The following is a 12,033-nucleotide window of genomic DNA, read 5'->3' as shown; positions in this document are numbered from 1 at the left end:
CGTCACCGGCAAGGGCTATGGCGCCACCAACGTGATCGGTATGGACGGCCGCGGCACTGTGGTGACCGACCGCGTCATTCAGGTCGCCGGTCCCAGCGACAACGTCGTCACGGTGTACCGCGGCGTCAATCGCGAGTCTTATAGCTGCATGCCCAATTGCGAGCGCCGCATCACGCTCGGCGACGGCGAGGCCTATTTCAAATCGACGATCGAACAGGCCGACAAGCTCAACAGCCAGGCCACCGGCGCTTCCCAGGCGGCGCACAACTGACGTCGGTGCGTTGGTTGGAATAGTTGTGGGCGTCTGCGAACCCCGATGGTGCGGCGCGTCCGTTCGGGTGGTTCGAAGCCCCGCTGCTCATGGTTGACAGTTTGTTGAGATCGCGAGGTATTTTGCTCGCATTCGCCGAAACACTTCAACAATGTGTTTTTCGTAGGCTTTGGGAGAAGGGCCTGCATGGCCCTTTCCGGGGTCGGTCGATGATGTCTTTTCGCATGTCCGTTTTGGCGCTGGCGCGGCGGTTCGCGCGTAACAACCGTGCCACGACGGCGGTCGAGTTCGCGCTCGTCGCGCCGGTTTTCTTCGGCCTGTTGTTCGCGATCATGGAGATCGCGCTGTTGTTCTTCGCGGGGCAGGTGCTCGAAACCGGCGTGCAGGATTCGGCGCGGCTGATCCTGACCGGGCAGGCGCAGAACGGCTCGTTCACGAAGGATCAGTTCAAGACCGACCTGTGTAACCGCGTCTCTCTGATGTTCAAATGCGACGGGCTGTATGTCGACGTCGAGAGTTACTCGTCGTTTAGCAACGTCGCGATCACCAGTCCGATCGTCAACAAGACGTTCGTGGATACGACGCAGTACAACCCCGGCAACGCCGGCGATATCGTCGTGGTACGAGCGTTTTATCAATGGCCGCTCTACGTCACCGGCCTCGGCCTCAACATCGCTAATCTGTCCGGCAGCAAGCGGCTTCTCACGGCCACAGCCGCGTTCCGCAACGAGCCGTATTAGGAGCGAGCGATGGCCTCGGCATGCACTGTCCACCGCCGGCTGTGGTGCCTGCTGCGCCGCTTGCGCGACGATCGCCGCGGCGTTGCCGCGACGGAGTTCGCCGTCATCGTTCCGGTGATGATCGTTATGTTTTTCGCGACCCTGGAGGTGTCGTCCGGTGTCGCCGTCGATCGCAAGGTGACGCTGGTGACGCGGACGCTGTCCGATCTGGTGTCACAGGCGACCACTGTCACCGACACCGATCTGAAGAACGTTTTCGCAGCGAGCTACGGCATCCTGCAGCCATACCCGACCGGATCCGTCGAGGCGACGATCAGCGAGATCTACGTCAACAAATCCAACGTTGCCAAAATACAGTGGAGCAAGAAAGGGACGGTGACCCAGAGCGGCAGCACGGCCACCGCGACGCTTTCGGCGTCGTCGTACAATCAGGGCGACACGATCACGCTTCCCACGGCCCTGGTCACGGCCGACACCTATCTGATCATGAGCGAAGTGACCTACACCTACCACGCCATCACCTTCTCGAAGTACAATCTGACACTGCACGACAAGACCTATACGCGCCCCAGACAGTCGGTCTGCGTGATGTACGGCACCACCGTCTGCACGACGAACTAATCATCGGCGATCGCGCCCGCGGCGCTGGGCCGGTGCGTGATGTCGGGTGGCGAGAGAATTAGTGTGCCGATCCTGGCCGGACGTGAAGCGCACCCCCCGGACATGAAAAAGCCGCGCCTGGAGCGCGGCCTTCAGTTTCTAGAACGTCTTCAGCGGACAGTTAGTCGGCAGACGATCGTCTTGAACGCTTTGATCCAAGCCGCGGTTGCGGCTTAGTTCGCGGCGCGCAGATTGTCGGCGGACGACTTGCCGGAACGGCGGTCGGCGACGATCTCGTAGCTGATCTTCTGGCCTTCACGCAGCGTGCCGAGGCCGGCGCGCTCGACGGCGCTGATGTGAACAAACACGTCGTTGCCGCCATCATCCGGCTGGATGAAGCCGTAGCCCTTGGTCGCGTTGAACCACTTCACGGTTCCCATGCTCACGGGGTAGTCCCTTCTCAGTATAGACACGGTCGAAGCCCACAAGTTTGCCAAGCGGGCAGGTGAGATCGAATTTTTGGAAGGGTCGTCAGCGTTCTGAACCGGCTGCACCGGTGGATAGCTAATGTCGTCCGGCCGAAAATCGATTAACGGATATTATGCGAACCCTGCGTCCAAAACAATCCTGACCAGCGCGAAAATTTGATCGCGCCGGCAAGGACAGTTTGCCGCTGCATTGCATCGGGATGAGGCAGTGGGGTCGCGTCGCCTTAGCGGCGGCGGAACTGACCGCCGCGCGGCGGGCCGCTGCGGGGCGGGCCGCCGCCGGGGCGCTCGTCCTTGTGACGGAAGATCAGCCGGCCCTTCTCGAGGTCGTAGGGCGACATCTCGATCGTGACCCGGTCGCCGGCCAGCGTCTTGATGCGGTTCTTCTTCATCTTGCCTGCGGTGTAGGCAACGATCTCGTGCCCGGTGTCGAGTTGGACCCGGTAACGTGCGTCGGGGAGGATTTCGGTCACCAGTCCTTCGAACTGGATCAGCTCTTCTTTGGCCATGATGGTCTCCAGATCGATCCGGATGTCAGCGGTTCGGCCGCTGCTTGCCGGACGCGCCGGCGGCAGGGCTCTTGCGGTGCAGGAAGGCGACGCCCTGCAGCCCTTCGGCGTTGCCGCCGTGTTGCTGCGAGCGGCCCTGGTCTTGACGCGGCTGCGGCCGGCCCTGCTCGGGGCGGGCCGTCAGGCCGTTGCTGCTGCCGCGGCGGCCACGGCGCGGGCCCTTGGCGCCCGGCGCGGTGTCGGCATTGCGGCCGCCGTGCGGGTGATGCCCATTGCCGTTGCGGCTGCCGCGATGCGGCGTGGCTGCAGCGGCGTGAGCACCGGAATTGCCACCGGGGGTGCGGCGGTCTTCCTTCGGCAGCGAGACTTTGATCAGCCGCTCGATGTCGCGGAGATACTCGTGCTCCTCGCCGGCGCACAGCGAAATCGCGGTGCCGTCGGCGCCGGCGCGCGCGGTGCGGCCGATGCGGTGGACGTAGGTCTCCGGGATGTTCGGCAGATCGAAATTGACGACGTGCGACACGCCGTCGACGTCGATACCGCGGGCGGCGATGTCGGTCGCCACCAACGTGCGGAGTTCGCCGGAACGGAACGCCGCGAGCACGCGCTCACGATAGTTCTGCGACTTGTTGCCGTGAATCGCGTCGGCGGTGATGCCGGCGCGCGCCAAGCCCTTCACGACCTTGTCGGCGCCGTGCTTGGTCCGGGTGAACACCAGCGCCTGATTGACCTCGCCCTGCTGCAGGATCTGGGCGAGGGCGGCCGGCTTGGCGGAGTGATCGAGCTGGATGACGCGCTGATTGATGCGTTCGACCGTCGACGACACCGGCGTGACCGCGACGCGGGCCGGATCGCGCAGCATGTGCTCGGCGAGGTCGGCGATGTCCTTCGGCATGGTGGCCGAGAAGAACAACGTCTGACGCTTGATCGGCAGCTTGGCGACGATCTTCCGGATGTCGTTGATGAAGCCCATGTCGAGCATGCGGTCGGCTTCGTCGAGCACCAAATATTCGACGTGGGCGAGCTTTAGCGCATTGCCCTGGACGAGGTCGAGCAGCCGGCCCGGCGTCGCCACCAGCACGTCGACGCCGCCCATCAGCGAGCGGACCTGACGGCCCATCGGCACGCCGCCGATCGCCAGCGCGGCGGTCAGCTGGACGTGGCGGCCATAGGCATTGAAGCTGTCGAGGATCTGGCCGGAGAGTTCGCGGGTCGGGCTCAGCACCAGCACGCGGCAGGTCTTGGAGGCCGGCTTGATGCGGTTCTGCAGCAAACGGTGGAGGATCGGCAGCGCGAACGAAGCGGTCTTGCCGGTGCCGGTCTGGGCGATGCCGACGACGTCACGGCCGGCCAGCGCCAGCGGAATGGTCTGCGCCTGGATCGGCGTGGGGGTGACGTAGTTTTCTTCCTGAAGAGCGCGGGAGATGGGATCGGCGAGGCCGAAGTCCTGAAATGAAGTCAAAAGGTGGGTTCTTTCCATGATGAAAGCAGGCGCCCGGCGGATTGCCAGGAGCGCGCGAGAGCGTCTTTGAGACACCCGCGTGTTTGGGGCATCGGTCTGGTTAGCTGAAAAAGCAAGCCAGACACCGCTGTTCAGAGGTCGAACAGGGCGGGATCAGAACACGCGGCTCGCGGCGACCTGATGATTCTCAAGGTCTGCCGCTCATATGGAACAGGAAGGCGGCAGATTCAAGGTTGAATCGCATAAAGCTGCGGATGCTCTGGTCCCTGAATAAGGACGCGGCAATCGTATGCGGGGATGGATTTCGTGCTCAATTAATGTGCTGTCTGACCAGTGCGCACTCAGTTTGAGTGCCTAATTTTTGGTCTCATGCGCGCTGCCTGTTCTCGGCGCCTGTCGGAATCTCTTTTGCTTAACATGATGTTACAGGGCTGCGACAGTATGGCACGCTTCTTGCGATTCTGTCGCCGCAGACGGCCGTACGGGGCCGCATCATGTCTGCGTCAGGGAGATGACACCACATGCATATTAAACAGAAGCGCGACGCTGGGACGCCGATCAGCCGGCGCAGATGGTTGGCGGCGGCCGCGGGCCTGGTTTTGGGCCTGTCGGCGTTCGGTTCCGCCAAGGCGGCGGATGACACCATCAAGGTCGGCATTCTGCATTCGCTTTCCGGAACCATGGCGATCAGCGAGACCACGCTGAAGGACGTCATGCTCATGCTCATCGACGAGCAGAACAAGAAGGGCGGCGTGCTCGGCAAGAAGCTCGAAGCCGTCGTGGTCGACCCGGCCTCCAACTGGCCGCTGTTCGCCGAGAAGGCCCGTGAGCTGATCACCAAGGACAAGGTTTCGGTGGTGTTCGGCTGCTGGACCTCGGTGTCGCGCAAGTCGGTGCTGCCGGTGTTCAAGGAGCTCGACTCGATCCTGTTCTATCCGGTGCAGTACGAAGGCGAGGAGAGCGAGCGCAACGTGTTCTACACCGGCGCCGCGCCGAATCAGCAGGCGATCCCGGCGGTCGACTATCTGATGAAGGAAGAGAAGGTGAAGCGCTGGGTGCTGGAAGGCACCGACTACGTCTATCCGCGCACCACCAACAAGATCCTCGAAGCCTATCTGAAGTCGAAGGGCGTCGCGCCCGAAGACATCATGGTCAACTACACGCCGTTCGGGTTCTCGGACTGGCAGACCGAAGTCTCCAAGATCAAGACCTTCGGCTCGGCCGGCAAGAAGACCGCCGTGGTCTCCACCATCAACGGCGACGCCAACGTGCCGTTCTACAAGGAGCTCGGCAACCAGGGCATCAAGGCCACCGACATTCCGGTGGTGGCGTTCTCGGTCGGCGAAGAAGAACTCGCCGGCATCGACACCAAGCCGCTGGTCGGCCATCTGGCCGCCTGGAACTACTTCGAGTCGATCAACACCCCGGAGAACAAGGCCTTTATCAAGGAATGGCACGCGTTCACCAAGAACCCGAAGCGTACCACCAACGATCCGATGGAAGCCCACTACATCGGCTTCAACATGTGGGTGAAGGCGGTCGAGAAGGCGAAGTCGTTCGATCCGGACAAGGTCATCGAAGCGCTGCCCGGCATCAAGCAGGCCAACCTGACCGGTGGCGTGTCTGAAATGCTGCCGAACCACCACATCACCAAGCCGGTGTTCATCGGCGAAATCCAGGCCGACGGCCAGTTCAACGTCGTCTCGCCGGACGACGTGAAGAAGGCCAAGCTGGTACCGGGCGACGCCTGGTCGGACTATCTGCCGGGCTCGAAGGACCTCGAGGCCGACTGGGTGAAGCTGAAGTGCGGCAACTACAACACCGTGACCAAGAAGTGCGGCGGTCAGGGCTCCTGATAGGCACAGAGCCTGAGTTGACGACATAGCAACCGGGGGCGGCGGCCGCGCTGCCGCCCCCGTCCATGCCGGACGACCACATCATCATCCTTGCCGGGATAATTCAGTGCCATTGATCCGTCTGTCGCGCCTGCTGTTTGCCGCCGCTGTGCTCGCGCTTGCGGGCTTCGCCAGCCTGCCGGCCCATGCCGGCCCGTTCGAGGACGCCGTCGCGCAATTCGCCGAAGGCTCCTTCGCCGATTCCGAGGAGGCGGTCGGCAAGCTGATCGCGTCGGGCAATCCGCGCGCCGCGCAGATCATCACGGCGCTGCAGGACCAACGCCTCTATGCCGATTCCGACACCAAGCTGGTGTTCATCAAGGGCGCCGACGGCAAGATCACGAGCGCCGCCACCGGCGAAGCCGTTGCCGATCTGCCCGATAATGCCAGCAAGGTGAAGCTCAACAACAAGCTGCGCCGCACCGTCGAGGCGGCGATGGCGGGGCTGACGCTGCTGTCGCCCGATCTCGACAAGCGCATCCAGGCTGCCCAGCAGGTGTTCAAAAGCCACGAAGAGGCCATGCTGCCGACCGTCGAGGCCGCGCTGAAAGCCGAGAAGAACGCGGCCGCCAAGCAGGCCTTCGCGGAAGCCCGCGCCGCCATCCTGCTGTTCAAGGCCGATGCGCCCGATCCCGACAAGCTCGACGCCATCGCGGTGATGAAAGCTCGCGGCGATCAGGAGGCGCTGGCGCTGCTCACCGCCATGCCGGCGCAGCAGAGCGCCGCAGTGAACAGCGCGATTGCCGGCGCCAAGGCGTCGATCGACCGCAGCCTGGCGATGTGGTCGATGGTGCAGAACGGCTGGTACGGGCTGTCGCTTGGCTCGGTGCTGCTACTTGCGGCCATCGGCCTGGCCATCACTTTCGGCGTGATGGGCGTCATCAACATGGCGCACGGCGAGATGGTGATGCTCGGGGCCTACACCACCTTCGTGGTGCAGGAGACCATCCGCACCCGCTATCCGGCGCTGTTCGACTATTCGCTGCTGATCGCCGTGCCGCTCGCCTTCCTGGTCGCCGGCGCGATCGGCGTGCTGATCGAGCGCACGGTGATCCGCTTCCTCTACGGCCGGCCGCTGGAGACGCTGCTCGCGACCTGGGGCATCTCGCTGCTGTTGCAACAGGCGGTGCGCACCATCTTCGGCGCCAACAACCGCGAGGTCGGCAATCCGAGTTGGATGAGCGGCGCCTTCGACATCGGCCAGATCACCATCACCTACAACCGGCTGTGGATCCTGTGCTTCACGCTGGCGGTGTTCGCCATCCTGCTGGCGATGCTGCGCTACACCGCGCTAGGCCTCGAGATGCGTGCGGTGACGCAGAACCGCCGCATGGCGGCCTCGATGGGCATCGCCACCTCGCGGGTGGATGCGCTCACCTTCGGCCTCGGCTCGGGCATCGCCGGCATCGCCGGTGTGGCGCTGTCGCAGATCGACAACGTCTCGCCCAATCTCGGCCAGAGCTACATCATCGACAGCTTCATGGTGGTGGTGTTCGGCGGCGTCGGCAATCTGTGGGGCACGCTGGTCGGCGCGTTCTCGCTCGGCATCGCCAACAAATTCCTGGAGCCGTTCGCCGGCGCCGTGCTCGGCAAGATTGCCATCCTGGTGCTGATCATCCTGTTCATCCAGAAACGCCCCCGCGGCCTGTTCGCGCTCAAGGGCAGGGCGGTGGAGGCATGAGGATGATTGTTGCGCACCGCCGTCTCTCCGCGCCGCAGCCGAACTCCCTCTCCCGCCTGCGGGAGAGGGCTGGGGTGAGGGCACTTGCCACAAGCTCAGTCCTCGCGGACCCCCACCCCCGACCCCTCCCCGCAAGGGGGAGGGGAGCGCGTCGGGCTCGCGGTTACTACACCAGGCTTCACGGCACAGCCGTCATCCTGAGGTGCCCGCGCAAAGCGCGGGCCTCGAAGGATGACAACCGCGAGGCTCGCGCATGACCCCGCACATCCTCACCCGCTCGCTCAATCGCGGCGCGCTGATCTTCCTGCTGGTCGTCGCCGCCGCCGGAATTCTGCTGCCGCTGTCGAACCTGCTGCTGCCGGAATCCTCGGCGCTGCACGTGCCGACCTATCTGATCTCGCTGTTCGGCAAATATGTCTGCTACGCGATCCTCGCGCTCTCCATCGATCTGATCTGGGGCTATTGCGGCATTCTCTCGCTCGGCCACGGCGCGTTCTTCGCGCTCGGCGGCTACGCGATGGGCATGTATCTGATGCGTCAGATCGGCAGCCGCGGCGTCTACGGCAATCCGATTTTGCCCGACTTCATGGTGTTCCTGAACTACAAGGCGCTGCCCTGGTACTGGTACGGCTTCGATCACTTCTGGTTCGCCGCCCTGATGGTGCTGCTGGTGCCGGGCCTCTTGGCGTTCTGCTTCGGCTGGCTGGCGTTCCGCTCGCGCGTCACCGGCGTGTATCTGTCGATCATCACTCAGGCGATGACCTACGCGCTGCTGCTGGCGTTCTTCCGCAACGATTTCGGCTTCGGCGGCAATAACGGCCTGACCGATTTCAAGGACATCCTCGGCTTCAACGTCCAGGCCGAAGGCACCCGCGCCGCACTGTTCATGCTGAGCTGTCTGGCGCTGGCGATCGGCTTTCTGATCTGCCGTTCGGTGGTGACCTCAAAGCTCGGCAAGGTGCTGATCGCGATCCGCGACGCCGAAAGCCGGACGCGGTTCCTCGGCTACCGGGTGGAGTCCTACAAGCTGTTCGTGTTCACGCTGTCGGCCTGCATGGCCGGCGTCGCCGGCGCGCTTTACGTGCCGCAGGTCGGCATCATCAATCCCGGCGAATTCGCGCCGGGCAATTCGATCGAGGCGGTGATCTGGGTCGCAGTCGGCGGCCGCGGCACGCTGATCGGCGCCGCGCTCGGCGCCATCGTCGTCAACTACGCCAAGACGGTGTTCACCTCCGGGCCGCTGGCGCCGTACTGGCTGTTCATGCTCGGCGCGATGTTCGTGCTGGTTACGCTGCTGCTGCCCAAGGGCATCGTCGGCACCGTCAACGCCTGGCTCGAACCATGGAAGGCGAAGCGACTGAGCCGCAACGCCGAAAGCGCCGCCCGCGAGGACGGCGTGATCAAGCCGAACATGGCGGAGTGACGCGGATGAGCCTGATCGAAACCCGCACCACTTCGGCGATGCTGTATCTCGACGGCGTCCACGTCTCGTTCGACGGCTTCCACGCCATCAACAACCTGTCGCTGACGCTCGAACCCGGCGAGATGCGCGCCATCATCGGCCCGAACGGCGCCGGCAAGACCACGATGATGGACATCATCACGGGCAAGACCAAGCCGGACAAAGGCGAGGTGGTGTTCGACGGCAGCGTCGATCTCACCAAGCTCGACGAGACCGAGATCGCCACGCTCGGCATCGGCCGCAAATTCCAGAAGCCGACGGTGTTCGAGAGCCAGACCATCGAGGACAATCTGCTGCTCGCGCTCAACGTCGATCACCGCGTCCGCGGCACGCTGTTCTGGCGGCGCAGCGAGCCGGAGAGCAAGCGCATCGATCGCGTACTCGAGATCATCAAGCTCGGCGATGCCCGTGACCGTCTCGCCGGCAACCTGTCGCACGGCCAGAAGCAGTGGCTCGAAATCGGCATGCTGCTGGCGCAGGACCCCAAGCTGCTGCTGGTCGACGAGCCGGTCGCCGGCATGACCGACGTCGAAACCCAGCAGACCGCCGAACTGCTGAAGGAGATCAACAGCCACGACAAGACCGTCGTCGTGGTCGAGCACGACATGACTTTCGTCCGCGAACTCGGCGTCAAGGTGACGTGCTTGCACGAAGGCACCGTGCTGGCCGAGGGGACCATCGACGACGTGTCGGCCAACGAGCGGGTCGTGGAAGTGTATCTGGGGCGGTGATGTGATCGACGCCCTCGCCACACCCGCCACCGTCATCGCCCGCGAAAGCGGGCGACCCAGTATTCCAGAGCGCTGCGTGTTCACCGCGGCGCTGCAGCGTACTGGATCCCCCGCATGCGCGGGGGATGACGACCGTAGGTAGGATGACGGCCGTGCAAAATGTTCCAGCGCTTGCTGAACAAGATACTTGAGGACGCCCTGATGCTGACCGTCGACAACATCAACCTCTACTACGGCGCGGCGCAGGCGTTGCGCGGGGTGTCGATCGCGGCGGAGCCGGGGAAGGTGACCTGCGTGCTCGGCCGCAACGGCGTCGGCAAGACCAGCCTGCTGCGCGCAATGGTGGGCCAGCAGCCGATCGCGTCGGGCTCGATCACTTTCGACGGCGCCGATATCTCGCACCTCAAGCCCTACGAGCGCGCCCGCCGCGGCATCTCGCTGGTGCCGCAGGGCCGCGAGATCTTTCCGCTGCTCACCGTCGAGGAGAATCTCAAGACCGGCTACGCGCCGCTGAAGCGCGCCGACAAATCGATTCCCGACGACGTATTCTCGCTGTTTCCGGTGCTCAACTCGATGCTCGGCCGCCGTGGCGGCGACCTGTCCGGTGGCCAGCAGCAACAACTCGCGATCGGCCGTGCGCTGGTGATGCGGCCCAAGCTGCTGCTGCTCGACGAACCGACCGAAGGCATCCAGCCGTCGATCATCAAGGACATCGGCCGGGCGATTTCGTATTTGCGCAATCTCGGCAACATCGCCATTGTGCTGGTCGAGCAGTATCTCGACTTCGCCTGTGAACTCGGCGACAGCTTCGCGGTAATGGACCGCGGCGCAGTGAAATACACCTGCGACCGCGCCAATCTTGACCCCGCCGAAATCAGCCGGCAGATGGCGTTGTAGAGGATTCTTGATCCACGCTGACCTCAGCTCCGCGCGCTTCCTCACCTCTCCCCGCGTGCGGGGAGAGGTCGACCGGCTTTGCGCAGCAAAGCTGGTCGGGTGAGGGGGCGCCTCCACGATGCCGAGCCTGTGCGACTCGCGGATACGCCCCCTCACCCCAGCCCTCTCCCCGCAGGCGGGGAGAGGGAGCGGACAGCGCTCGTGACTGCGACGGACAGCCTTGCCACCTCGCAAACCTTCGCCGCCAATCGCGCCGTCGGCGAAGTCGCGGTCGAGGTGCGCGTCGTCGATGGCGTCACCCGGCGCGGTGCCATTCACGAAGTCGGGTCGCTACGCGTCCGCTTTCCTTCGCCCGAGCAGCAGGGCCTGTCGGCCGTTCTGGTCAACACTGCGGGTGGCGTCGCCGGCGGTGATCGCTTCAGCGTCAAGCTCGACGTGGGGGAGGGCGCGCGGCTGACGCTGACCACCGCGGCGGCCGAGAAGATCTATCGCTCCCACGGCCCGGCAGCGCAGCTCGACATCGGCCTCAGCGTTGCAATCGGGGGGCATCTCGCCTGGCTGCCGCAGGAGACCATACTGTTCGATCGCGCCAAGGCCGAGCGCAGCTTCGCGATCGACGTCGCCGAAGGTGGTTCGCTGCTGCTCGCCGAGATGGTGATCTTCGGCCGTGCCGCGATGGGCGAGACCATGACCAGCGGCCGCTTCATCGACGCTGGCGGCTGCGGCTCGGCGGCAAGCTGGTGTTCGCCGAAACGGTCCGGCTCGATGGCGATATCGCCGCGCTGCTGGCGCAGCCGGCGGTGGCCAAAGCCGGCGTCGCCGTCGGCACGGTGCTGATTGTCCCGGGCGATGCGGTTCTCGTCGAGCGGCTGCGCGAAGCGGCTGATAGTTTCGGTGCCGAGGTCGGGTTTTCGGCGTGGAATGGGTTTGCAATGGCGCGGTTCTGTGGACAAGATGCGGCGCGGCTACGGACCGATATGATGACCGTGCTGGGCCGCGCCGCCGGCCGCGCGCTGCCGCGGCTGTGGCTTGGCTAGAGTATGGCTCAGTTAGGACGTCCCGCCCGCTACGCTTCGCAATCGATCGAGTGCCTTGAATGAATCTCTCTCCCCGCGAAAAGGACAAGCTGCTGGTCTCGATGGCCGCGATGGTGGCGCGCCGAAGGCTGGAGCGCGGCGTCAAGCTCAACCATCCCGAGGCGATCGCGCTGATCACCGACTTCATCGTCGAAGGTGCTCGCGACGGCCGATCTGTCGCCGACCTGATGAAAGCCGGCGCCGAAGTCATCACCCGCGCC

11 protein-coding genes and 2 pseudogenes are annotated in these 12,033 nt (G+C 64.3%); 10 read left to right on the top strand and 3 right to left on the bottom strand.

Annotated elements, in window-relative coordinates; translation table 11 throughout:
* From I5M_RS28395 to I5M_RS28385, 3 genes and pseudogenes are all read left to right on the top strand, one after another.
* A pseudogene (locus I5M_RS28395) lies at positions 1 to 271 on the top strand (pilus assembly protein CpaC); the annotation flags it as partial.
* A gap of 224 nt (positions 272 to 495) precedes the next feature.
* The gene (locus I5M_RS28390) at positions 496 to 1,011 is read left to right on the top strand and encodes a TadE/TadG family type IV pilus assembly protein (protein ID WP_244432114.1); all 516 of its coding nucleotides are present in this window, start codon (positions 496 to 498) and stop codon (positions 1,009 to 1,011) included.
* Positions 1,012 to 1,020: 9 nt separating this feature from the next.
* Positions 1,021 to 1,632: a TadE/TadG family type IV pilus assembly protein gene (locus I5M_RS28385; RefSeq protein WP_022724491.1), complete on the top strand. Its 612-nt coding sequence runs from the start codon at positions 1,021 to 1,023 to the stop codon at positions 1,630 to 1,632.
* A 212-nt stretch (positions 1,633 to 1,844) separates the two neighbouring features.
* Here I5M_RS28385 and I5M_RS28375 read toward each other — a convergent pair whose 3' ends face one another.
* From I5M_RS28375 to I5M_RS28365, 3 genes are all read right to left on the bottom strand, one after another.
* Complete coding sequence (locus tag I5M_RS28375) at positions 1,845 to 2,057, bottom strand: cold-shock protein (protein WP_006612155.1); 213 nt, start codon at positions 2,055 to 2,057, stop codon at positions 1,845 to 1,847.
* Between the two features lie 266 nt (positions 2,058 to 2,323).
* Positions 2,324 to 2,608: a translation initiation factor IF-1 gene (gene infA / locus I5M_RS28370; RefSeq protein ID WP_022724489.1), complete on the bottom strand. Its 285-nt coding sequence runs from the start codon at positions 2,606 to 2,608 to the stop codon at positions 2,324 to 2,326.
* Between the two features lie 25 nt (positions 2,609 to 2,633).
* Positions 2,634 to 4,088 carry a DEAD/DEAH box helicase gene (locus tag I5M_RS28365; RefSeq protein ID WP_022724488.1) on the bottom strand — a complete coding sequence of 485 codons (1,455 nt, stop codon included), beginning with the start codon at positions 4,086 to 4,088 and terminating at the stop codon, positions 2,634 to 2,636.
* A 503-nt stretch (positions 4,089 to 4,591) separates the two neighbouring features.
* Between I5M_RS28365 and urtA the strand changes: the two genes are divergently transcribed.
* The 7 genes and pseudogenes from urtA to ureA all read left to right on the top strand — a co-directional run.
* Positions 4,592 to 5,926: an urea ABC transporter substrate-binding protein gene (urtA, locus tag I5M_RS28360; RefSeq protein WP_022724487.1), complete on the top strand. Its 1,335-nt coding sequence runs from the start codon at positions 4,592 to 4,594 to the stop codon at positions 5,924 to 5,926.
* Between the two features lie 106 nt (positions 5,927 to 6,032).
* Positions 6,033 to 7,646, top strand: a complete 1,614-nt coding sequence (urtB, locus tag I5M_RS28355; RefSeq protein ID WP_031337922.1) for an urea ABC transporter permease subunit UrtB — start codon at positions 6,033 to 6,035, stop codon at positions 7,644 to 7,646.
* A 253-nt stretch (positions 7,647 to 7,899) separates the two neighbouring features.
* Positions 7,900 to 9,069: an urea ABC transporter permease subunit UrtC gene (gene urtC, locus I5M_RS28350; protein WP_022724485.1), complete on the top strand. Its 1,170-nt coding sequence runs from the start codon at positions 7,900 to 7,902 to the stop codon at positions 9,067 to 9,069.
* A 5-nt stretch (positions 9,070 to 9,074) separates the two neighbouring features.
* Positions 9,075 to 9,839: an urea ABC transporter ATP-binding protein UrtD gene (urtD, locus tag I5M_RS28345; protein WP_022724484.1), complete on the top strand. Its 765-nt coding sequence runs from the start codon at positions 9,075 to 9,077 to the stop codon at positions 9,837 to 9,839.
* A gap of 201 nt (positions 9,840 to 10,040) precedes the next feature.
* A complete protein-coding gene (urtE, locus tag I5M_RS28340; RefSeq protein WP_031337921.1) occupies positions 10,041 to 10,736 on the top strand; it encodes an urea ABC transporter ATP-binding subunit UrtE in 696 nt (231 codons plus the stop codon).
* Between the two features lie 201 nt (positions 10,737 to 10,937).
* Positions 10,938 to 11,773 (top strand): annotated as a pseudogene (locus I5M_RS30775) (urease accessory protein UreD).
* A gap of 59 nt (positions 11,774 to 11,832) precedes the next feature.
* Positions 11,833 to 12,033: urease subunit gamma (gene ureA / locus I5M_RS28330; RefSeq protein ID WP_031337927.1), on the top strand; the 201-nt coding region annotated here is incomplete at its 3' end.

Source organism: Rhodopseudomonas sp. B29 (assembly GCF_000333455.1).
In the GTDB taxonomy this organism is placed as follows: domain Bacteria; phylum Pseudomonadota; class Alphaproteobacteria; order Rhizobiales; family Xanthobacteraceae; genus Rhodopseudomonas.
Note: the sequence above shows the minus strand (reverse complement) of the source record. Positions and strands in the feature narration are given on the sequence as shown.